The 21,245-nt window shown below is 69.7% G+C and carries 22 protein-coding genes; 3 read left to right on the plus strand and 19 right to left on the minus strand.

The window, feature by feature from the left end; genetic code table 11:
• Window positions 1-176 precede the first annotated feature (176 nt).
• The 10 genes from tatC to ABZT03_RS21835 all read right to left on the minus strand — a co-directional run bounded on the left by tatC (window position 177) and on the right by ABZT03_RS21835 (window position 8,670).
• The gene (gene tatC / locus ABZT03_RS21790; RefSeq protein WP_356041688.1) at window positions 177-1,121 is read right to left on the minus strand and encodes a twin-arginine translocase subunit TatC; all 945 of its coding nucleotides are present in this window, start codon (window positions 1,119-1,121) and stop codon (window positions 177-179) included.
• A gap of 47 nt (window positions 1,122-1,168) precedes the next feature.
• A complete protein-coding gene (gene tatA, locus ABZT03_RS21795; RefSeq protein ID WP_356041690.1) occupies window positions 1,169-1,456 on the minus strand; it encodes a Sec-independent protein translocase subunit TatA in 288 nt (95 codons plus the stop codon).
• A gap of 262 nt (window positions 1,457-1,718) precedes the next feature.
• Complete coding sequence (locus ABZT03_RS21800) at window positions 1,719-1,913, minus strand: hypothetical protein (protein ID WP_356041692.1); 195 nt, start codon at window positions 1,911-1,913, stop codon at window positions 1,719-1,721.
• A gap of 51 nt (window positions 1,914-1,964) precedes the next feature.
• On the minus strand, window positions 1,965-2,258 hold the full coding sequence (locus ABZT03_RS21805) for a hypothetical protein (protein ID WP_356041694.1): 294 nt from the start codon (window positions 2,256-2,258) through the stop codon (window positions 1,965-1,967).
• A complete protein-coding gene (locus ABZT03_RS21810) occupies window positions 2,255-3,307 on the minus strand; it encodes a WYL domain-containing protein (protein WP_356041696.1) in 1,053 nt (350 codons plus the stop codon). The genes ABZT03_RS21805 and ABZT03_RS21810 overlap by 4 nt, the downstream gene beginning before the upstream one ends.
• Window positions 3,308-3,325: 18 nt before the next feature.
• Entirely contained in the window at window positions 3,326-4,279 is a 954-nt protein-coding gene (locus ABZT03_RS21815) for a WYL domain-containing protein (protein ID WP_356041698.1), read from the minus strand.
• A gap of 187 nt (window positions 4,280-4,466) precedes the next feature.
• Window positions 4,467-4,838: an FKBP-type peptidyl-prolyl cis-trans isomerase gene (locus ABZT03_RS21820; protein ID WP_356041700.1), complete on the minus strand. Its 372-nt coding sequence runs from the start codon at window positions 4,836-4,838 to the stop codon at window positions 4,467-4,469.
• A 58-nt stretch (window positions 4,839-4,896) separates the two neighbouring features.
• Window positions 4,897-5,913 carry an FKBP-type peptidyl-prolyl cis-trans isomerase gene (locus tag ABZT03_RS21825; protein WP_356041702.1) on the minus strand — a complete coding sequence of 339 codons (1,017 nt, stop codon included), beginning with the start codon at window positions 5,911-5,913 and terminating at the stop codon, window positions 4,897-4,899.
• A gap of 126 nt (window positions 5,914-6,039) precedes the next feature.
• On the minus strand, window positions 6,040-7,401 hold the full coding sequence (pafA, locus tag ABZT03_RS21830) for a Pup--protein ligase (protein ID WP_057607036.1): 1,362 nt from the start codon (window positions 7,399-7,401) through the stop codon (window positions 6,040-6,042).
• 9 nt (window positions 7,402-7,410) lie between these two features.
• Complete coding sequence (locus ABZT03_RS21835) at window positions 7,411-8,670, minus strand: MFS transporter (protein WP_356041704.1); 1,260 nt, start codon at window positions 8,668-8,670, stop codon at window positions 7,411-7,413.
• 118 nt (window positions 8,671-8,788) lie between these two features.
• Between ABZT03_RS21835 and ABZT03_RS21840 the strand changes: the two genes are divergently transcribed.
• A complete protein-coding gene (locus tag ABZT03_RS21840) occupies window positions 8,789-9,805 on the plus strand; it encodes a LacI family DNA-binding transcriptional regulator (RefSeq protein WP_356041706.1) in 1,017 nt (338 codons plus the stop codon).
• Window positions 9,806-9,856: 51 nt separating this feature from the next.
• On the opposite strand, the gene prcA is transcribed toward ABZT03_RS21840, so the two are convergent.
• From prcA to arc, 6 genes are all read right to left on the minus strand, one after another.
• Window positions 9,857-10,603 (minus strand): proteasome subunit alpha, encoded by a 747-nt coding sequence (gene prcA / locus ABZT03_RS21845; protein ID WP_356041708.1) that lies wholly within the window; start codon window positions 10,601-10,603, stop codon window positions 9,857-9,859.
• 60 nt (window positions 10,604-10,663) lie between these two features.
• Window positions 10,664-11,509 (minus strand): proteasome subunit beta, encoded by an 846-nt coding sequence (prcB, locus tag ABZT03_RS21850; RefSeq protein WP_356041710.1) that lies wholly within the window; start codon window positions 11,507-11,509, stop codon window positions 10,664-10,666.
• The gene (locus ABZT03_RS21855; protein ID WP_356041712.1) at window positions 11,461-12,054 is read right to left on the minus strand and encodes an endonuclease VII domain-containing protein; all 594 of its coding nucleotides are present in this window, start codon (window positions 12,052-12,054) and stop codon (window positions 11,461-11,463) included. The genes prcB and ABZT03_RS21855 overlap by 49 nt, the downstream gene beginning before the upstream one ends.
• Before the next feature lie 45 nt (window positions 12,055-12,099).
• Complete coding sequence (locus ABZT03_RS21860; RefSeq protein ID WP_266756831.1) at window positions 12,100-12,318, minus strand: ubiquitin-like protein Pup; 219 nt, start codon at window positions 12,316-12,318, stop codon at window positions 12,100-12,102.
• 155 nt (window positions 12,319-12,473) lie between these two features.
• A complete protein-coding gene (gene dop / locus ABZT03_RS21865) occupies window positions 12,474-13,985 on the minus strand; it encodes a depupylase/deamidase Dop (RefSeq protein ID WP_356041714.1) in 1,512 nt (503 codons plus the stop codon).
• A 234-nt stretch (window positions 13,986-14,219) separates the two neighbouring features.
• Window positions 14,220-15,986: a proteasome ATPase gene (gene arc / locus ABZT03_RS21870; protein ID WP_356041716.1), complete on the minus strand. Its 1,767-nt coding sequence runs from the start codon at window positions 15,984-15,986 to the stop codon at window positions 14,220-14,222.
• Window positions 15,987-16,231: 245 nt separating this feature from the next.
• On the opposite strand from arc, the gene ABZT03_RS21875 reads away from it, so the two are divergent.
• Window positions 16,232-16,537, plus strand: coding sequence for a ferredoxin (locus tag ABZT03_RS21875; RefSeq protein WP_356041718.1), 306 nt, complete (start codon window positions 16,232-16,234; stop codon window positions 16,535-16,537).
• Window positions 16,538-16,592: 55 nt separating this feature from the next.
• Here ABZT03_RS21875 and ABZT03_RS21880 read toward each other — a convergent pair whose 3' ends face one another.
• The 3 genes from ABZT03_RS21880 to ABZT03_RS21890 all read right to left on the minus strand — a co-directional run bounded on the left by ABZT03_RS21880 (window position 16,593) and on the right by ABZT03_RS21890 (window position 20,015).
• Window positions 16,593-17,183, minus strand: coding sequence for a hypothetical protein (locus ABZT03_RS21880; RefSeq protein ID WP_356041720.1), 591 nt, complete (start codon window positions 17,181-17,183; stop codon window positions 16,593-16,595).
• A 257-nt stretch (window positions 17,184-17,440) separates the two neighbouring features.
• Window positions 17,441-18,343: a tRNA (adenine-N1)-methyltransferase gene (locus tag ABZT03_RS21885; RefSeq protein WP_356041722.1), complete on the minus strand. Its 903-nt coding sequence runs from the start codon at window positions 18,341-18,343 to the stop codon at window positions 17,441-17,443.
• A gap of 94 nt (window positions 18,344-18,437) precedes the next feature.
• Window positions 18,438-20,015 (minus strand): site-2 protease family protein, encoded by a 1,578-nt coding sequence (locus ABZT03_RS21890; protein ID WP_356041724.1) that lies wholly within the window; start codon window positions 20,013-20,015, stop codon window positions 18,438-18,440.
• Window positions 20,016-20,215: 200 nt separating this feature from the next.
• On the opposite strand from ABZT03_RS21890, the gene ABZT03_RS21895 reads away from it, so the two are divergent.
• Entirely contained in the window at window positions 20,216-21,241 is a 1,026-nt protein-coding gene (locus ABZT03_RS21895) for a RecB family exonuclease (RefSeq protein WP_356041726.1), read from the plus strand.
• The last annotated feature ends 4 nt before the right edge of the window (window positions 21,242-21,245 follow it).

Below are 21,245 nucleotides of genomic sequence, written 5' to 3' on the forward strand. Positions count from 1 at the left end.
GGGGGCGCCCCCCCCCCCGGGCCCCCCCCCCAAAAACACACCCCACCCCCCCACTGTGGGGGGGCCCCCCCCCCCCCCCCCGCGGCCCCCCCCCCACAAGTGTTCAAGGTGAGCGGAGCCCGACTCGCACGCCGTAGCGAGGCAGGCGGCCGCTCGTCGAGCCGCGTTCGACAGGGCTACGTCACGTCGTCGTAGCCGTTGACCCGGTCCGGGCCGACCTGCTCGGGAAGTGCCCGGGGCGTGGAGACGGTCTCGATCTCCCCGATGTCCTCCGGGGTGAGATCCAGGTCCGAGGCCTCGTCGTCCGCCGGCCCTGCCGCATCGCGGGCAGCCCGACGCCGGTCGTTGACAAGGGCGATGGCCGTCGCTCCGAAATACATGATCCAGATAGGACCCGCCAGCGCCAGCATGGAGATCGGGTCGGTGCTGGGTGTGGCGATCGCGGCGAACAGCGTGATGCCCATGATCATGCCGCGCCACCAGCCGACCAGCCTCTTGCCCGAGAGCACGCCACCGAAGTTCAGCATCACCAGGAGCAACGGCATTTCGAAGGAGAGGCCGAAGACGATGATCATCCGCATGATCAACTGCAGCAGCTCGTCCAGGGGAAGCTGGTTGTCGCTTCCGATGATGGAGAACTGCAGCATCACCGTCGCCATCTTGGGCAGCGACCAGTAGGCGAAGTACGCGCCGGTGAGGAACAGCGGAAAACCCGCACCGACGAAGGCGAGGCCGTACCGCTTCTCACTTCGGTGCAGACCCGGCGCCACGAACGCCCAGAGCTGGTAAAGCCACACCGGGGCGGCGAGCGCCACACCTGACGACAACGAGACCGTGAGGGCGAGCGTGAACGGGCTGAGCAGACCGTTCTGCACGATACGCGCGCACTGGGTGTTGCCGGTGTTCTGCAGCTCGGCGAAGCTGTACTTGCACCCCACCGCCTGCAGGATGGGATCGGTGAAGAACTGGATGATGTCCTTGTAGAAAAACGCCGCCACGATCGTGGTGACGACGATCGCAAGGAGGCTCTTCACCAGGCGGTTGCGCAACTCTCGCAGGTGATCGGCGAGGGGCATTCGCCCCTCGGGGTCCTTCTCCTGCTTGCGGGCGGGCTTCAGCAACCCACGTTCCCATCTCGTGCGGCGGGCCGGAGGTCACCGGCCCTGCGTCAGCGCTTCGTGGTGTCCGTCGGCTCGGTGACCGGGCGCGCGCTGGTCACGTCGCCGGGCGAGGCCTGGATGGTGCGCTGAGACGGGGACTGCTCGTCGGTGTGCGGCGGGCCGGCCGGGGTGGCCGTGCTGTTGCCGTCGTCCTTCATCGCCTTCGCCTCGCTCTTGAGGATGCGAGCGGACTTGCCGAGCGAGCGCGCCATGTCGGGAAGCTTCTTCGCGCCGAACAGCAGGATGACGACGACGAGGATGAGAATGATCTCGGGGGCGCCGAGCCTTCCGAACATAAGTCTTTACCTTCTCACCGAGGCGGCTGGGGTGGGGATGCCGTCCGACCGGTCGGACATACGTCCGATCAATCGTTCTGACAGCGATCGTAACGCTCAGGGGTGAACGTCTGGCAATCCCTGTGCGTACTCCCGGTCCGCGGTCCGCGCCTCGTTCTGCGGGCCGCGATCAGCAGCGTACCTGTCCGAACCGTCAGGTCGACAGGGCGAAGTGGCCCAAAACGCATCCGGCGCGCGACTCACACCCTGCACACAACAGGACTCACAGCGAGTCCACAGCGCGGGCCGTGCTCACGGCCGCCCGCTCCAGGTCCTCCGCCGCCCGGCTGATGCGCAGCGCCGAGTCACTGACCTGCCTGCCGAGGCGCCGCGCCTCCAGGAAGACCCGCACGGCCAGCACACCGAGAACGGCGAGACCCAGGAAACCCACAGCTACCGCGAACATCGGCCAGAACATGGGGCCGAGCCTAGACCGTCCGCCGGCCCGGTGCGCAGCCGCCCGGCGCGCCTACAGCGCGGAGTGCAGCCGCAGGGTGCTGACCCCGCCCCCGGTGAGCAGCTCGACGACCCGCTCACCGGCCGGCTTGCGGACGGCGGCGCCGCAGTCGGGGCAGGTGAAGGAGTAGAAGGTGGTGCGGCTCGTGGCGCCGATGACCAGTCGCAGGGCGCCCGCGGCCAGCTCGAAGCGGCCCCGGCAGTCCGGGCAGCCCGCCCGGAACCACACGGGGTCCACCCCTCTCATCCCGGAGAACGCGGCCGCCACCGTCATGTCCCGCACCCCGGCCGTCGACGACTCGTTCACAGCGCCTGCTCCTGCCTGCCGTACTGCCCCTCGGTCACCGCGGGCGCGCCCTGGGCGTCCCGCGCCTGGACCCCGTCGTACGCCGCGAGCGCGTCCCGGGCCGCCTCACGGGCACTGTCGGCGAGGTCGCGCGGCGACACGATCCGGCCGTCGCGCCCCAGCCGCAGCGCCAGCCGCCGCAGGGACGTCGGGTCCGGGGTTCGCAGAGTGATACGCAGTCCGCCGTCGGGAAGCTCATCCGCACTGTCGTGCGGGTAGTACTCGGCGACCCAGCGGCCGCCCGGGCCGACCTCGACGACGACCTCCGGGTCCTCGGCCGCGGGCTGCACCAGCGCCTCCGACAGGTCCCGCAGCTCGATCTCGGGCGGCGCCGACGGCTCGTCGAGGATCTTGATCTCGGCGACCCGGTCGAGGCGGAAGGTGCGGCGCGCCTCGGAGCGGCGGCACCACGCCTCGACGTAGGTGTGCCCGACACTGACGAGGCGGATCGGGTCGATCTCGCGCTCGCTGAGCTCGTCACGGGCGGGCGAGTAGTAGCGGATCCACAGCCGGCGCCGCTCGGAGATCGCCCGGTCGACGTCGGCGAAGACACCGCCCTCCGACTCGAAGGTCACCGACAGCCGGGAGCTGGCTCCGGCCTGCTCACCGGCCGCGGCCTCCACCTTGGCGGTGGCGCGCAGCAGCGCCTGCCGGTCGCTCTCGCGCAGCCCGGGCAGGGTCGACACGGCGCGGGCGGCCACCAGCAGCGCGGTCGCCTCGTCCGCGGCCAGCCGCAGCGGCTCCGCGGTCTCCTCGCCGAGCGCGGCGGGGTTGTGCCACCAGATGCGCTCGCCGTCGGTGTCGATGTCGAGCAGGTCGCCGCCGCGGAAGCTGGTGCCGCACATGGGCAGCACGTCGAGGTCGGAGACCAGCTCGTCCTCGGTGATCCCGAAGGCTCGGGCGACGTCCTCCACCCTCGCTCCGGGGCGCTCCTTCAGATACGTCACCAGCGAGAGCATCCGCCGGGTCTGGTCGATCGCGTTCGTGGGCCTGACCGGTTTGCCTGCCACTGTGTTGTCCGTTCCCCCTCAGCCCTTGGCCACGGCACGCAGCCGGTCCACCACGTCGGCCCGCAGTTCGGCGGGCTCCAGGACCACCACGTCGGGCCCGAACTCCACCAGCCAGGCGTCGAGTCCGTGGCCGTAGGGGATCTCCAGCTCGTCCCAGCCGTCCCCCAGCGCCCGCACCGCGGTGGCCTTGGCCCGCAGCGGGTAGCCCGCGTCCCTGCGCAGCCGGATCAGCGCGGAGCGGTCGGCGCTCTCCCCCGCCCAGCTCGCGACGGTCTCCCGCACGGTGACCACGTCGGGGACCGGCGCGGTGAAACGCGCGCCGCGCGAACGCACCTTCCCCGTGATGCGCGACAGCCTGAACACCCGCTCGGCGCCCCGGTCCCGGTCCCAGCCCGCCAGGTACCAGTGCCCGCGCCAGCACTCCAGCGCCCACGGCTCGACGGCCCGGGGCTCGGGGTGGGCGGCGTTGGACTTGCGGTAGTCGAAGAGCACCGGGCGGCGGTCGCGGCAGGCCAGCATCAGCGGCTCGAACGCCGCCTCGTGCACCGGGATGCGCGGCTCCAGCGCCCCGTGGGCCTCATAGGCGTCGAAGTCCTCGGGCAGCCCGGCCGCCCGCAGCTTCTGCAGCGCGCCGCTGGCCGCGCCGGCGAGCCGGGCCTGCTGCCACACCTTGGCGGCCAGGCCCAGGGCGGCGGCCTCCTCGGCGTCGAGGGTGACGGGCGGCAGGCGGTTGCTGTCGCGGCGCGCCAGGTAGCCGACCTCACCGTCGAGGTTCTCGACGGTGTCGATCACCAGCCCGAGTTCCCGCAGGTCGTCCTTGTCCCGCTCGAACATGCGGTTGAAGGAGTCGTCGCTGCCCGCTTCGAGGTAGGCCTCGATGGACTCGCGCAGCTCACGCTTGCTGAGCGGCCGGCGCGTTCCGAGCAGACACAGCGCCAGGTTCATCAGCCGCTCGGCCTTGGCAATGGCCATCGACGCCCTTCGCCTCCCTATGGTGCTTACGATCGTTGACCGTACCGCTCCGAAGTGGCCGGGCAAAAGCCGAGGGCCCATGCCCGCACGGGCATGGGCCACTGGTGACCGGGTCCGACCGCATCCCGTACGGACGCCGTACGACGATCGGACCGCTATGTGATCACTTACGACTCCGGTACGACGATCAGACGCCGAGCAGGTCGACGACGAAGATCAGCGTCTCGCCGGGCTTGATCGCCGGGGTCGGGCTCTGGTTGCCGTAGGCGAGGTGCGCCGGAATGGTCAGCTGACGCCGGCCACCGACCTTCATGCCCTGGACGCCCTGGTCCCAGCCCTTGATGACCCGGCCGCCGCCCAGCGGGAAACGGAACGGGGTGCCACGGTTCCAGCTGGCGTCGAACTCCTCACCGGTGCTGAAGGCGACACCGACGTAGTGGACGCTGACGGTCTGGCCGGCGGTCGCCTCGGCGCCGTCGCCCTCCCAGATGTCCTTGATCTCGAGGTCGGCCGGGGGCTCGCCGCCCGGGAAGTCGATCTCGGGCTTCTCGATGCTCACGTCTTGACTCCTGCTTGTGTACGAAAGGCAACGCGGACAGTCTTACAGATCCGGCCCCTCACATAGCGGCCAGGATGTCGACGGAGAACACCAGCGTGGAGTCCTTCTTGATGGCCCCACCCGTCGGCGGGTTGTCGCCGTACCCCAGCTTCGGGGGCATCACCAACAGCACCCGGCTGCCCACCTTCTTGCCCTCCAGTCCCTGCGCGAGCCCCTTGACCAGCTGCTGCATCTGGGTCAGGGAGAAGGAACTGAGCTGCTTGCGGGCGTACGTCGACTCGAACTCCTTGCCGCCGTCCCACACCACGCCCTCGAACTGCACCAGCACCGTCTGGTCCGCCTTCACCGGCGCCCCGTCGCTCTCCAGGACGTAGTTCGCCACGAGCTTCGTCGGCGCGTCGCCCTTGGGGACCTTGATCGAGGGCGCCTTGCCGTCGGTGTTGGTGCCCACCTTCGGCAGGCTCGCGTCGTTCTGCGCGACGACCTTGCCCTTGGCGGAGCTCTTGGCGTTGAAAGCGTCCTGGATGTCGATCACGAAGACCAGCGTGTCGGTGCCCTTGATCCCCGCCTGCGCGTTGCCCTGCGTGCCGTAGCCCCAGGTCGGGGGGACGGCCATCTCGACCCGGCTGCCCACCTTCCGGCCCGCCAGACCGTACCGCCAGCCGTCGATGATGCCGCCCTGCGCCAGCTGGATGACCAGCGGGGACTTACGGTCGTAGGAGTTGTCGAAGACCTTCGCCGTGGCCCAGATCTGACCGAGGTAGTTGACCTGGACGTAGTCGCCCTCCGCCACCGCCCGCCCGTTGCCCGCGATGACCGTCTTCACCGCGAGGTTCTTCGACGGATCGCCACTGCCCTTGGCCACCGTCGGCTTCTCGTCGAACTTCGTCCCCGCCGTGATGGCCGGCACCGGACCGTCGACGATCTTCGGCGGCGGCGCGGCGGACGTGGCCGAGGCGGAAGGAGAGGGCGAGGCGCTGTCACTTGCCTTGCTCGAGTCCGTCTTGTCGTCGCCGCATCCGGCGAGCGTGACCAGTCCAGCGGGTACGGCGATGAGAAGTGAGCGTCGGCGCACAGTGAAAGCCTCGTATCGGTCGATCTTGATGATGGCGTGCGCGCAACTCTACGGCGTGCGAAGGGCGCCGTACGGGAAACGTACGGCGCCCGTGTTGCGCTCCGGAACCCACTCCGGACCGCATCGCTACATTCCGGCGATCAGCTTCTCCACCCGGTCGTCCACCGAACGGAACGGGTCCTTGCACAACACCGTGCGCTGAGCCTGGTCATTGAGCTTGAGATGGACCCAGTCGACCGTGAAGTCACGGCGCTGTTCCTGAGCCCTGCGGATGAAGTCGCCGCGCAGCCTGGCCCGAGTGGTCTGCGGCGGCACCGACTTGCCCTCGAAGATCTTCAAGTCGTTGCAGATCCGGGCGGCCTGACCCTTCCTCTCCAGAAGGTAGTACAGCCCTCGACGGCGGTGGATGTCGTGATACGCGAGGTCTATCTGCGCGACCCGCGGATGCGACATGGTCATGTTGTGCTTGGCCCGGTACCGCTCGATGAGCTTGTACTTCATGACCCAGTCGATCTCGGTCCCGATCCGGTCGAGGTCCTCGGCCTCGATCGCGTCCAGCGTGCGGCCCCACAGCTCCAGGACCTGGTCGACGGTGCCCGTACGGACACCGCGGCGCTCCACGAAGTCCACGGCCTTCTCGTAGTACTCGCGCTGCACCTCCAGCGCGGAGGCCTCCCGGCCACTGGCCAGGCGCACCTTGCGCCGGCCCGTGATGTCGTGGCTGACCTCGCGGATCGCCCGGATCGGGTTCTCCAGCGTCAGGTCACGCATCACCGTGCCCGCCTCGATCATGCGCAGCACCAGGTCGGTCGCGCCGACCTTCAGCAGCATGGTCGTCTCGGACATGTTCGAGTCGCCCACGATGACATGCAGACGGCGGTAACGCTCCGCGTCCGCGTGCGGCTCGTCGCGCGTGTTGATGATCGGCCTCGACCGGGTCGTCGCCGAGGAGACGCCCTCCCAGATGTGCTCGGCGCGCTGGCTGACGCAGTACACCGCGCCACGCGGGGTCTGCAGCACCTTGCCGGCACCGCACAGCAACTGCCTGGTGACCAGGAACGGAATGAGGATGTCGGCGAGCCGGGAGAACTCCCCGTGCCGGGCGACGAGGTAGTTCTCGTGGCACCCGTAGGAGTTTCCCGCCGAGTCGGTGTTGTTCTTGAAGAGGTAGACGTCGCCCGCGATTCCTTCCTCGTGCAGGCGTCGTTCGGCGTCCACCAGGAGTCCCTCGAGAATGCGCTCGCCGGCCTTGTCGTGGGTGACGAGTTCCGTCACGTTGTCACATTCGGGTGTGGCGTATTCCGGATGCGAACCCACGTCGAGATAAAGCCGGGCGCCGTTTCGAAGAAAGACGTTGCTGCTACGGCCCCATGACACGACACGGCGGAAGAGGTACCGCGCCACCTCGTCAGGAGACAGGCGGCGCTGTCCCCTGAACGTGCACGTGACGCCGTACTCGTTCTCCAGCCCGAAAATGCGGCGGTCCATGACTGAACATTACGCCCGATCCCCTGACCGCAAACGGGGTTCGACAGCACGGTTTGGATCATTTTCCGATGAAGCCGCAACCACCGCCCGCCCGGCGGGAGCTGCGAGGACCCGTCCGGTCGCCAGCACAACCAGCAGGGACACACCCCCCGCGACACCCGGCACGGCGAAGCCCCACAACGCGCCACCCCCCTCCACGACCGGCCCCGTCAGGCCCGTTCCTACCGACGCGCCCACGGTGAACGTCGTCACGAGCCAGGAGAAAGCCTCGGTGACCGTCCCCGCCGGCGCGTGCCGGTCGACCAGGACGAACGCGCACGCGATGGCCGGCGCCAGGAAGACACCCGCCAGGACCGTCAGCAGCGTCATCTCCACAGCTCCCGGCATCAGCATCAGCGGCAGGTAACACACCGCCAGAAGCGCCACCAGCCACCGCAGTCGCCGCGCCGGGTCACCGGCCCACCGGCGCGCCCCGTAGAACAGCCCGCCCACGAGCGCGCCCATCCCCAGGGCCGCCATCAGCCAGCCGTACACCGCGTCCCCGCCGTGGTCGTCGGCGTACGGCACCGAGGCGACCGTGATGGAGCCGAGCGCCATCCCGACGAAGAGGAACGCCCCGAGCAGCGCGAGGAGTCCGGGCGAGCGCAGCGCGCCCAGCCAGTGCGCCTCGCGCGGAGCCGACCGCCACGCGCGCGAGGGCGGCGAGACCACCACGGACAGCGCGCCGAGGACCCCGATGACACCCAGCACGAGCAGCGCCACCCGGGCCGACCACAGCGACACGCACAGCGTCACGAGCAACGGCCCGACGGTGAACATCACTTCCTGCGCCACGGCGTCCATCGCGTACGCCGTGTGCACCTGCCCCTCGCCGCGCAGGACACCGGGCCACAGCGCCCGCAGACCGCCCTCCAGCGGCGGCGTGAACAGCCCGGCCGCCGCGACACAGACGTGGGCGAGCCACAGCGGAGCCGTACCCGCGAACGCGAAGCCGGCCATCGCCAGCGCCGACAGCACCGCCGCGGGCAGCTGCACCCGCGGCTGCCCGTACAGGTCCACCAGCCGCCCCAGCACCGGCTGCCCCACCGCGTTGGCGACCCCGTACGTGGCCGCCAGTCCCCCGGCCAGTGTGTACGAGCCGCCCTCCGCCCGCACGAACAGCACGATCGCCAGCGCGGCGGTCGCGTTCGGCAACCGCCCCACGAGGGTGCCCACCAGCAGCCGGGTGGCATGCCTCGCCCTGAGGATCTCCAGATACCCCGCGGCCATGTCCGCCCTTCCGCTGCCGGTGGCTCCTGCTGCGACGCAGGAGGTTTTACGTATAACGTCCTTCGTCATACGTACCATGTGCGCTGTTCACCCGTCCAGACGAAGGAGCGGACCCACGGTGGCACGAGGCAGCACCCGCCCCACGAGCCGTGACGTCGCCCAGGCCGCCGGCGTCTCCCAGGCCGCCGTCTCCCTGGTCCTCGGCGACAAATGGCGCGGACGCGTCTCCGAGACCACGGCTCAGCGCGTCCGCGAAGCCGCCCGCGACCTCGGCTACCGCCCCAACCTAGCCGCCCGCAACCTGCGCCTCGGCCACACCCGCACCGTCCTCCTCGTCGTCCCCGCCCTCACCACCGAGTTCTTCGCCGGCGTCTACACCGGCGCCGCCCGCGTCGCCGCCGACCACGGCTTCGGCGTCGTCCTCTACCCCTCCCCCGAAGGCGTCGGCCCCGCCCGCGACCCCTTCGCCTCCGCCCAGGCCGCCCTCGACGGCGTCATCGCCTCCTCCATGGCCGCCGACGCCCTCACCGCCATCCACGGCGACCAGCTCCCCCTCGTCATGCTCGACAGCGACCCCCAGGGCAGCCTCGGCGCGGCCACCGTCAACCTCGACATCACCGACGGCATCCGCCGGATCGCCGACCACCTCCTGCACCTCGGACACCGCCGCTTCCTCCACCTCGCCGCCGACGTACCCTCCTGGACCTTCGACGTACGCGCCCGCGAACTCGCCACCCGCGTCCGCACCACCCCCGGCACCACACTCCGCACCGCCCGCGCCCCCCTCACCATCGACGACGCCCGCACCGCCACCGAGACCGCCCTCACCCGCCCCGGCCCCCGGCCCACCGCCATCGTCTGCGACGACGACAAACTCGCCGCCGGCGCCTACAAGGCCGCCCGCCGCCTCGGCCTGCGCATCCCCGACGACCTCTCCGTCACCGGCCTCGACGACCTCGCCCTCGCCACCGCCCTCGACCCGGAACTCACCACCGTCCGACTCGACGCCGAACTCTTCGGCGAACACGGCATGCACGCCCTCCTGGCCGTCCTGGACGGCCGCACACCGGCCGCCGGGGACATCCCCGTCGAACTCGTCGTACGCGGCTCCACAGCGCCCCCTAGCGCCCCCTGACACACCTGTGCCCCGACCGCACAGCGACCGGGGCACAGAAAAAACCGAAGACTACTTCTCGTCCGGCTCCTCGGCGCTCTCCGCCTCGGTCGTCGCACCGCCCGCCTCCAGCAACCGCGACAACTGCCCACCGACGATCCGCTTGAACTTCCGCTGCTGCGGACGCGTACGGTCCAGCACCGCGACCTCAAGACGCTCCGCCGGAATCTCCCGCTCACTGCCGTTCGTGTCACGCGACAACGCCTGCACAGCGAGCTTCAGACCCTCCGCCAGACTCATACCGTCCTGATGCCGCTGATCCAGGTAGGTACTGATCTGCTCCGCGTTACCACCGACCGCCACCGAACCGTGCTCGTCGACGATCGACCCGTCATGCGGCAACCGGTAGATCTGGTCACCCTCCGGAGTCTCCCCGACCTCCGCGACCACCAACTCCACCTCGTACGGCTTCTCCGCCGCCGACGAGAAGATCGTGCCCAGCGTCTGCGCGTACACGTTCGCCAGACCGCGCGCGGTCACATCGTCCCGGTCATACGTGTAGCCCCGCAGATCGGCATACCGCACACCACCGATCCGCAGATTCTCGTACTCGTTGTACTTGCCGGCGGCCGCGAAACCGATCCGGTCATAGATCTCGCTGAACTTGTGCAGCGCACGGGACGGATTCTCGCCGACGAACACGATGCCGTCGGCATACTGCAGCACGACCAGGCTGCGGCCACGCGCGATGCCCTTACGGGCGTACTCCGCCCGGTCCGCCATCGCCTGCTGGGGTGAGACATAGAACGGCGTCGACACCGGTTAACCGTCCCTTTCTGTCGAAGTCACTGGACCACCTGGATAAGCACGCGCCCTCGCCTACAGCAACGCGGCCCGCGGGCCGTCCGGCTGCTCCAGACGCCGCTCCAGGATCGAACGGGCGATCCCGGCGGACTCCTCGTCGTCGAGCCGACGGAAACCGTCCTCGGTGATCACGGTGACAATCGGGTAGATCCGGCGCGCCACGTCGGGACCACCGGTCGCCGAGTCGTCGTCCGCCGCGTCGTACAGCGCCTGCACCACCAGTGTCGTGGCCTGGTCCTCGGTCAGATCCTCACGGAACAGCTTCTTCATCGCCCCGCGCGCGAACACCGAACCCGACCCCGTGGCCGCGTAGTAGTGCTCCTCCGAACGACCACCCGTCACGTCGTACGAGAAGATCCGCCCCTTGGCCCGGTCCACGTCGAACCCGGCGAACAGCGGAACCACCGCCAGACCCTGCATCGCCATACCGAGATTCGACCGGATCATCGTCGACAGCCGGTTCGCCTTGCCCTCCAGCGAGAGCTGCGCCCCCTCGACCTTCTCGAAGTGCTCCAACTCCAGCTGGAACAGCTTGACCATCTCCACGGCCAGGCCGGCCGTACCGGCGATGCCGACGGCCGAGTACTCGTCCGCCGGGAAGACCTTCTCGATGTCCCGCTGCGCGATGACGTTGCCCATCGTGGCCCGGCGGTCACCGGCGAGCACCACACCGCCCGGGAAGGTGACCGCGACGATGGTGGTGCCGTGCGGCGCCTCGATCACGCCCTGGGTGGGCGGCAGTTGCCGGTTGCCCGGCAGGATCTCCGGCTGATGCTCGGAGAGGAAGTCCATGAAGGACGACGACCCGGGCGTCAGGAAGGCAGCTGGTAGACGCCCGGTGCTACGAGTGTTGGCTTCCACGCGTTTCCTTCCACGTAAGCAGCAGCCCGCCTTATGGCCTCGGGCCGATCCTTGAACTGCCCCAGCGCGGCGTTGCAGCTGAAGCACAGTACGCCTCGGACCCTACCCGTGTCGTGGCAGTGATCCACATGCTCGGCCGGGGCTTCGAGGCAGATGCAGCAGACTCCCCGCTGCTCCGCGATCATCGCGTCCAACTCGGCGGGGGACAGGCCGTATTTGCGCCGGAAGTAGCTGATCCGGTTCCGCACGGCCCGGCACTCCCGGCAATAGCTCGACCAGCCGTCGGAGGCGGACTTGTTGCGCTCCCACTCCGAGTGCGGCTTCACCTCGGTGCACTGGGGGCAGCGCTTGTGCCCTCGCGGCACCGGCACCCTGACACGCACCGACTTGCCTTTGGCCTCCTGGCGCTGCCGGTAGTACTCGGCGGAGCACTGCCGGCAGTACGCCTGCAGACCATCGGACATGGACTTGTTGCCGGCGAACTCCGCCCGCGGCAGGTCCTGCTTGCACCGCGAACACCGCCGCAGCCCCGAGCCCTCAGGCAATCCGGACTCCCTCGAATCTCACCTTAGTTTCAAAGGCAGGATTTGCTACTGGCCACCCTTTTGCACGAATGACCTCACGAAATCCTCAGCATTCTCTTCGAGTACATCATCGATCTCGTCCAATACCGAGTCGACGTCGTCGCTCAGCTTTTCCTGGCGTTCCTTGAGGTCGTCGGTCGCCTGGGCGTCCTGTGTCTGCTCCTCGACCTCTTCGGTCGAGCGCGTCGCCTTCTGCTGGCCGCCGCCGGTGTCCTTGGTCGCCATAACCCTCACCCCGCTCGGTTCGACGTTCTTGATCAGACCCTACAAGCAGGGTCCGACATCGGCCCCGCAGTTGCGTCAACGTCCGGGGACCACCTCGATGATTCCCTCGCGCCGACATTTCCACCCTGCGGACCGAGCCGGCCCCGGATAGTGGTTCAGTTGCCCGACAACACCCTGACCAGGTCTTCCGCGGTGCGGCAGCGGTCCAGGAGCTCCTTGACGTGATTACGCGTTCCGCGAAGCGGCTCCAGGGTTGGGACGCGCTGGAGCGAGTCCCGGCCCGGCAGGTCGAAGATCACGGAGTCCCAGGAGGCCGCGGCGACGTCGTCCGCGTACTGCTCGAGGCAGCGGCCGCGGAAATAGGCGCGGGTGTCCTCGGGCGGCTTGGTACGGGCCCGCTCGACGTCGTCCTCGTCCAGCAGGCGTTTGATGCGGCCGCGGGCCGCGAGGCGGTTGTAGAGGCCCTTGTCGGCCCGTACGTCTGCGTACTGGAGGTCGACGAGGTGCAGGCGGGCGGCGTCCCAGTCGAGGCCGTCGCGGCGCCGGTAGCCCTCCATGAGTTCCCGTTTGGCGACCCAGTCGAGTTCGCCGGCGAGGCTCATCGGGTCGTTCTCGAGGCGGTTGAGGGTGTCCTCCCAGCGGGCGAGGACGTCCTTGGTCTGGTCGTCGGCGTCCGCGCCGTAGCGCTCCTCGACGTACTTGCGGGACAGCTCGTAGTACTCCATCTGGAGCTGTACGGCGGTGAGGGTGCGGCCGCTGCGCAGGGTGACCAGGCGCTTGAGCGTCGGGTCGTGGGAGACCTGGTGCAGGGTGCGGACGGGCTGGTCCACGGCGAGGTCGACGGCGATGAAGCCGTCCTCGATCATCGAGAGGACCAGGGCGGTGGTGCCGAGTTTCAGGTAGGTGGAGATCTCGGACAGGTTGGCGTCGCCGATGATCACGTGGAGGCGGCGGTAGCGCTCGGCGTCGGCGTGCGGCTCGTCGCGGGTGTTGATGATCGGGCGCTTGAGGGTGGTCTCGAGGCCGACCTCGACCTCGAAGTAGTCGGCGCGCTGGCTGAGCTGGAAGCCGTGCTCGTGTCCGTCCTGGCCGATGCCGACGCGGCCGGCGCCGGTGACGACCTGGCGGGAGACGAAGAACGGGGTGAGGTGGCGCACGATGTCCGAGAAGGGGGTCTCCCGCTTCATCAGGTAGTTCTCGTGCGTGCCGTAGGAGGCGCCCTTGTTGTCGGTGTTGTTCTTGTAGAGGTGGATGGGCTGGGCGCCGGGGAGCTGGGCGGCGCGTTCGGCGGCCTCGGCCATGACGCGTTCGCCGGCCTTGTCCCACAGGACGGCGTCGCGGGGGTTGGTGACCTCGGGTGAGCTGTATTCGGGGTGTGCGTGGTCGACGTAGAGCCGTGCGCCGTTGGTGAGGATGACGTTGGCGAGTCCGATGTCCTCGTCGGTGAGCTGGCTGGAGTCGGCGGTTTCGCGGGCGAGGTCGAAGCCTCGCGCGTCGCGCAGCGGGTTCTCCTCCTCGAAGTCCCAGCGGGCCCGGCGGGCCCGGTGCATCGCCGCCGCGTAGGCGTTGACGATCTGGGACGAGGTGAGCATGGCATTGGCGTTGGGGTGGCCGGGGACGGAGATCCCGTATTCCGTCTCGATGCCCATTACTCGCCGTACGGTCATGCGGCCCTCCTTGCCCGGCGGCGCCCTCGGTCGGGGGTGCCGCTCACGTACCGCTGGCGCTCCGGTGCGTGTGCGGTGCCCGTCCCCGCACTGCGCGACTCGGCGGTACCGAAGAGCCTAGAACGCCTCCGCGCCGACGGGGAGATCATTTGAGTCATTGCCCTGCTCCGGCCGTGGCCCGGAAAGCAGTCGGCTGCGGATACCCGGTGAGGGCACCCGCAGCCGCCCTGTGTTTTACAGGTACTGTCCGGTGTTCGCCACCGTGTCGATGGAGCGTCCGGTGTCTGCGCCCTGCTTTCCGGTGATGAGGGTGCGGATGTAGACGATCCGTTCGCCCTTCTTGCCGGAGATGCGAGCCCAGTCGTCGGGGTTGGTGGTGTTGGGCAGGTCCTCGTTCTCCTTGAACTCGTCCACGCAGGCCTGGAGGAGGTGGGAGACGCGGAGGCCCTTCTGGCTGTGTTCGAGGAAGTCCTTGATCGCCATCTTCTTGGCGCGGCCCACGATGTTCTCGATCATGGCGCCGGAGTTGAAGTCCTTGAAGTAGAGGACTTCCTTGTCGCCGTTGGCGTAGGTGACTTCCAGGAAGCGGTTTTCCTCGGATTCGGCGTACATGTGTTCCACGGCCGTCTGGATCATGCTCTGGACGGTGGTGGTCCTGCTGCCGCTGTGTTCGCCGAGGTCGTCGGAGTGCAGGGGCAGGCGCTCGGTGAGGTACTTGCCGAAGATGTCCTTGGCGGCTTCCGCGTCCGGACGTTCGATCTTGATCTTCACGTCGAGCCGGCCGGGGCGCAGGATGGCGGGGTCGATCATGTCCTCGCGGTTCGAGGCGCCGATCACGACCACGTTCTGCAGGCCTTCCACGCCGTCGATCTCGGCGAGCAGCTGCGGGACGATGGTGTTCTCCACGTCCGAGCTGACGCCGGATCCGCGGGTGCGGAAGAGGGATTCCATCTCGTCGAAGAAGACGATGACGGGGGTGCCCTCGCTGGCCTTCTCGCGAGCACGCTGGAAGACGAGGCGGATCTGCCGCTCGGTCTCGCCGACGTACTTGTTGAGGAGTTCGGGTCCCTTGATGTTGAGGAAGAAGCTCTTGCCGGTGGCCTGGCCGGTGACCTCGGCGACCTTTTTGGCCAGCGAGTTGGCGACGGCCTTGGCGATGAGCGTCTTGCCGCATCCGGGGGGCCCGTAGAGCAGCACACCCTTGGGCGGCCGCAGTTCGTGCTCCTTGAAGAGGTCGGGGTAGAGGTACGGGAGCTCGACGGCGTCGCGGATCGCTTCGATCTGGCCCCCGAGGCCACCGATCTGCTCGTAGCCGATGTCCGGTACTTCTTCGAGGACGAGCTCCTCGACCTCGCTCTTGGGGACCACTTCGTAGACGTAGCCGGAGCGGGGTTCGAGGAGGAGGGCGTCGCCGGGCCGGATGGTGACGTCGAGGAGGGGTTCGGCGAGCCTTACCACCCGTTCTTCGTCGGTGTGTCCGACCACGAGGGCGCGTTCGCCGTCCTCGAGGATCTCCTTCAGGGTGACGATGTCGCCGACGCTCTCGTACTCCATGGCCTCGACCACGTTGAGGGCTTCGTTGAGCATCACTTCCTGGCCGCGCCGGAGCTCTTCGAGCTCGACGCTGGGGCTGACGTTCACGCGGAGTTTGCGGCCGCCGGTGAAGATGTCGGCCGTGCCGTCCTCGTTCGCCATGAGGAAGACTCCGAAGCCGGCCGGTGGCTGTGCGAGCCGGTCGACCTCCTCCTTGAGGGCCACGATCTGGTCGCGGGCCTCACGGAGCGTGTTGGCGAGTCGCTCGTTCTGGGCGGACACGCCGGCCAGGTTGGTCTGCAGCTCGACGATCCGCTCTTCGAGAATCCTCGTGTGTCGCGGAGAGTCGGCGAGCTTGCGTCGCAGGACGGCGATCTCCTGCTCAAGGTAGGCAATCTGCCCGGACGGGTCGTCGGACCCTCGTCCCGGGCGGATGCCGCGGTTCATGTCGTCGTCGTGGGCTGCCACGGTCCTCACCTCCTCCAAGGGGAGCTGGACGCTTCCAGACCCTACCTGGGCGGGTGTCGATTGAAACCCCTAGATCACAAAGACTGTCGGGGTGTGTCCGATCTTCACCCTTGCGCTCTCCCTCACGCCAGGGGAATACCCACCGAACATGATTGGAAAGCTGCCGGAGGTAGGGTCGAAGTGTTCAACACCCGTCAGAGCTGGCCGGATTCCCGTTCAGCTCGGCGCTGAAACGGCAGGGAGACATGAGCGTGCAGCAGGAGGCCGGGGCCGGCAGTGGGGCGCTGGAGGTCTGGATCGACCAGGATCTCTGTACCGGCGACGGCATCTGCGCCCAGTACGCGCCCGAGGTGTTCGAGCTGGACATCGACGGTCTGGCCTATGTGAAGGGCGCGGACGACGAACTGCTGCAGGACCGGGGCGCGACAACGCCCGTGCCGCTGCCGCTGCTCACGGACGTGGTCGATTCCGCGAAGGAGTGTCCGGGCGACTGCATCCACGTGCGCCGGGTGCTGGACGGGGTCGAGGTCTACGGTCCGGACGCGGAGTGACCGAAAAAGCACCCTGCGTGATGACTGTCTGATATCTCACAGCGGGTGTCGCGGGTCACACGGTGTGGGATCCGGCGGGTGTCGAGCGCAGGAACGCGCCGTTCTTCCACTGCCATTTCGCGCTGTCCTTCGTGTCCGGGCAGCAGTTGGGCACGTCGTCGTTCGAGTAGCCGAGGAGGGTGGCCTCGACGGCTCCGTCACGGACGGTGAACTCGCTGACGGTGAGGCGGTCCTTCGGGTCGACGAGGGTCGCGACGACGCGCGGTGTGCCGGAGTTCCTGGCGGCGGTGAGGACGTACACGGCGTCGGGTGGGGTGCCCATGGCGGAGTCGCAGTGCACGACGGCGACTGTTTCCGGCCTGCCGTCGCCGTCGAGGTCTCCGGACGCCTTCTTCTGCACACGGACCTTCAGGGGACCGCACTGGAGGGGGAAGGTGACGCCGGCGGGGTCGGGTGCCGTGGCGGCGGCGGGCGCGGGGGCGTGGGTGCTCGGGGCCGCCGGGCCGGCTGTCTGGGCCGCTGTGGCGGGGTTGGGCTGGAGCATCGAGGACAGGGCGACCACGCCCGCCACGGCGGTGGCGGTCGCGACCCAGTGGATCGGTCGGGTGTGCGTGTGAGCCAGTTCCGGGACGGCGGATTGCTGCACTAGGAAGTGTCTCCTGTGAGGGCTGTGCCGGTGGGGTGGCCAGCATGGTGCCACACGTCACAGGACGGGGGAACGGCGGGGTCGGGACTTTGTGGCGTCGGAGCCGCGCCTCCGCGCGGCCGGGCCCGGGTGCGTGCGGCCGGGGCGGCCGCTGCCCGGGTGGCGTCGCGTCAAGGCGACAGCGCCGTGGCCGAGTTCCCGGTACTGGTCGGGAACTCGGCCACGGCGTCGTCGCGTTGGCGGGGAGGGGGACCGGCTCAGCGGCCGGCGCCTCCGTCGGCGTTGGGGCCGGTGTAGTCCTCGCCGTAGGCGCCCTTGGCGGGGCGGCGGCGCCGCATGGGCGGCTCGACGCCGTCGGCGAGGCGGCGGGCGGTGAGGAGGAAGCCGGTGTGGCCGATCATCCGGTGGTCGGGGCGGACGGCCAGGCCCTCGACGTGCCAGTTGCGGATCATCGACTCCCAGGCGCTCGGCTCGTTGAAGCAGCCGATCTCGCGGATGGACTCGACGGTCCGCGCGAGCTGGGTGGTGGTCGCCACGTAGCAGCAGACGATGCCGCCGGGGACCAGGGCCTTGGAGACGGCCTCCAGGCACTCCCAGGGCGCGAGCATGTCGAGGATGACGCGGTCGACGTCGGTGTCGCTCAGGTTGTCCTGGAGGTCGCCGACGGTGAGCTGCCAGGCGGGGTGCGGGCCGCCGAAGTAGCGTTCCACGTTCTGCTGGGCGATCTCGGCGAAGTCCTCTCGCCGTTCGTAGCTGTGCAGCATGCCCTGGTCGCCGATGGCGCGCAGCAGGAAGCTGCTGAGCGAGCCGGAGCCGACGCCCGCCTCCACGACGCGGGCGCCGGGGAAGATGTCGGCGAAGGCCAGGATCTGCCCCGCGTCCTTGGGGTAGACCACGGCGGCGCCGCGGGGCATGGACAGGACGTAGTCGGGGAGCAGGGGGCGCAGCGCGAGGTAGGCGACGTTTCCGGTGGTGCGGACAACGCTGCCCTCGGGAGCGCCGATCAGCTCGTCGTGCGGGAAGGAACCCTTGTGGGTGTGGAAGTTCTTCCCGGCCTCGAGCGTGAACGTGTAGTGGCGGCCCTTGGGGTCGGTCAGCTGAACCTGGTCCCCGACCTTGAAGGGCCCGCGCCTGCGGGCGGCACCGGTCGGTTCGGACATGTGACCAGCCTACCGGCCTTTGCGGGGGCACCCGACCACGGGCGGGCCGGTCCTGCCGGGCGCGGGGCGGGCCTGCGGGGCGCCCCGCAGGGGGTTACGCGGAGGCGGACGGCCGGGCCATGGCCTGGACGAAGGCGCGTTCCACGTCGGCGGCGGACAGGACGCCGTAGATCTCGCCGCTGTCCTCGATGACGAGGTACTCGGTGGCGGGGGTGGCGCGCAGGACGTCCAGGAGGTCCTCGCCGGCGAGTTCGGCGGAGACGCACATGCCGTCGGTGAGGTCCTGGGCCAGGCCGCCGACGGCGACCCAGGGGCGGCGGTGTTCCGGTACGCCGACGATGGCGGCCTCGCGGACCAGGGAGAGGGGTTCGCCGTCGGCGTCGACGACGACCAGGGCGCGGGCTCCGGCGTCGTTGGCGCGGCGCAGGGCCTCGGAGAGGGGGGTGTCGGTCTGGACGGGGACCGCGCGCCGGGTCAGGTTGCGGGCGCGCAGGTCTGGCAGGTGTTCGCGCAGCCGGGCCATGCGGAGGCTGTTTCCGGCGCCGGTCCAGATGATGGCGGCGAGGATCGCGGCGAGCAGGGCGTCCATGACGGTGTCCATGCCGACGTTGTCCTCGGCGTTGGAGCCGAGGGCGCCGGACTGGGTGAGCAGGGGGAGGCCGATGAGGACGACGACGGCGAGGGCCCGGCCGACCCAGGCGGCGGCGACGGTCCCGGTCATGGGTCTGCCGGTGAGTTTCCAGACGACCGCGCGGAGCATGCGGCCGCCGTCGAGGGGCAGGCCGGGCAGCAGGTTGAATCCGGCCACGATGAGGTTGGAGACCATCAGGCCGGCCAGCAGGACGCCGGGGACGGTACCCGGCTCGACGCCCAGCATGGCGAGGTAGAAGAGGCCGGAGAGGATCAGGGAGAGGAGGGGCCCGACGAAGGCGAGGACGAACTCGCGGCCGGGGGTCTCGGCCTCCTTCTCGATCTCCGAGACGCCGCCGAAGAACTGGAGCTGGATGCGGCGGACGGGGAGCTTGAAGCGGAGGGCGGCGACGGTGTGGGCGAGTTCGTGGACGAGGACGGAGGCGTAGAAGGCCACCGCGAAGAAGAGGGAGACGAGGTAGCGGAGGGCGCCGAGTTCGGGCAGTACGCGGTCGAGCTGGCCGCCGAACACCCAGGTGATGAGGGCGGCGACGAGGAACCAGCTGGGCGCGACGTAGACGGGGACGCCGAAGGGCCGTCCCATGAGCAGTCCGCCGCCGGGTTCCTTGGGGCGGCGGGGCGGGCGGCTCTTGGTCACGCCGGCGTGGGCGAGGGTGCGCTCGTGGTGTTCGGGAGCGGGGCCGGGCGGTGTCTCGGCGTGGGGTCCGGTGCGGGGTCCGGTGCCGGTGCCGTGGGGGCTGTCGCCGGTGGGGGTGGTGGCGGGGGTGCCGGGGGTGGGCTCGCCGGTCGGGCTGTCACCGGTCGGGTCGTCAGCGGTCGCCTTCTCACCGCTCGCAGACTCATGGCTCGGGGACTCACCGCTCGCAGACCCCTCGGTCGAGGACGTGTCGTCGGTCGCGGAGTCGTGGGGGGCCGGGTCCGGGTGTGCGGGGCCGGGTGCCGGGGTCGCGGAGCCCGGGCGCTGCTCGGCCGGCTCGTCGGTGCCGGACCGCGGCTGCCCGCTCCCGCCGCTCTCGTCCACGATGTCCCCTCGTTCGAAGCGTCTCCCGCCTGCCCGGTGGGAGCATCTCGGGTCGATGGTATGCGGCCGTCGCCGCACGTTCCGCCCCGGCACCCCCCGTGTTCGCCCGCTGTCGCACCGGTTCGCGGTCGCGGTCCGGCACCGGGAGGAGGTGCTCGCGGCTGGGTCACTGTCAGTGGCGGGCCGTATGGTCTGTGGTCATGGAGACGAGTACGGAGGACGGCGCGGAGGCCCACGGCAGTGGTGGCGCCGTGGCGGAGGCGGCGGTCGTGGGCCCCCGGGTGACGGTGGCGGCCGGGGAGCGGGCGGCCGGTGCGGGGACGGCCGGCGCCGGTGCGAGCGGTGCGGTCGCGGACGCCGAGGTGGTGGTCGTCGCCAGGGCGCCGGCCTCGTTGTCGCCGTCGCGGGCCAGTGACTTCATGCAGTGCCCGTTGCTGTACCGGTTCCGGGTGATCGACCGGCTGCCGGAGAAGCCGAGCGAGGCGGCGACCCGGGGCACGCTGGTGCACGCGGTGCTCGAGCGGCTCTTCGACGCGCCGGCCGCCGAGCGGACCGCGCCGCGCGCCAAGTCCCTCGTCCCCGGCCAGTGGGACCGGCTGCGGGAGAGCCGGCCGGAGGTCGTGGAGCTGTTCGCGGAGGATCCGGACGGCGAGCGGCTGGCGCGCTGGCTGGGTGAGGCGGAGCGGCTCGTGGAGCGCTGGTTCGCGCTGGAGGACCCGACCCGGCTGGAGCCGGCGGAGCGGGAGTTGTTCGTCGAGGCCGAACTGGACTCGGGGCTGCGGCTGCGCGGGATCATCGACCGGGTGGACGTGGCGCCGACCGGTGAGGTGCGGATCGTCGACTACAAGACCGGCAAGGCGCCGCGGCCGGAGTACGCCGAAGGCGCGCTGTTCCAGATGAAGTTCTACGCGCTGGTGGTGTGGCGGCTGAAGAACGTGGTTCCGCGGCGGCTGCAACTGGTGTACCTCGGCAGTGGGGACGTGCTGACGTACGACCCGGTCCTCGCCGACCTGGAGCGCGTCGAGCGCAAGCTGCTCGCGCTGTGGGAGGCGATCCGGCTGGCGACGGAGACCGGTGAGTGGCGACCGCGGCCGACCAAGTTGTGCGGCTGGTGCGATCACCAGGCGCACTGCCCGGAATTCGGTGGTACTCCCCCGCCGTATCCGCTGGAGGTCAGGGCGGCCGAGTCCGGCGCCGCCGAGCAGGGCAGAATGGGGCCGGACTAGCCGA

Origin of the sequence: Streptomyces sp. NPDC005574 (assembly GCF_040605435.1) — a bacterium.
In the GTDB taxonomy this organism is placed as follows: domain Bacteria; phylum Actinomycetota; class Actinomycetes; order Streptomycetales; family Streptomycetaceae; genus Streptomyces.

Coding starts and splice junctions, on each gene's coding strand:
- tatA (WP_356041690.1), bottom strand. CDS start 1,456: ATGTTCGGAAGGCTCGGCGCCCCCGAGATCATTCTCATCCTCGTCGTC.
- ABZT03_RS21800 (WP_356041692.1), bottom strand. CDS start 1,913: ATGTTCTGGCCGATGTTCGCGGTAGCTGTGGGTTTCCTGGGTCTCGCC.
- ABZT03_RS21815 (WP_356041698.1), bottom strand. CDS start 4,279: ATGGCCATTGCCAAGGCCGAGCGGCTGATGAACCTGGCGCTGTGTCTG.
- pafA (WP_057607036.1), bottom strand. CDS start 7,401: ATGGACCGCCGCATTTTCGGGCTGGAGAACGAGTACGGCGTCACGTGC.
- ABZT03_RS21835 (WP_356041704.1), bottom strand. CDS start 8,670: ATGGCCGCGGGGTATCTGGAGATCCTCAGGGCGAGGCATGCCACCCGG.
- ABZT03_RS21860 (WP_266756831.1), bottom strand. CDS start 12,318: ATGGCGACCAAGGACACCGGCGGCGGCCAGCAGAAGGCGACGCGCTCG.
- dop (WP_356041714.1), bottom strand. CDS start 13,985: ATGACCGTACGGCGAGTAATGGGCATCGAGACGGAATACGGGATCTCC.
- ABZT03_RS21875 (WP_356041718.1), top strand. CDS start 16,232: ATGAGCGTGCAGCAGGAGGCCGGGGCCGGCAGTGGGGCGCTGGAGGTC.
- ABZT03_RS21885 (WP_356041722.1), bottom strand. CDS start 18,343: ATGTCCGAACCGACCGGTGCCGCCCGCAGGCGCGGGCCCTTCAAGGTC.
- ABZT03_RS21895 (WP_356041726.1), top strand. CDS start 20,216: ATGGAGACGAGTACGGAGGACGGCGCGGAGGCCCACGGCAGTGGTGGC.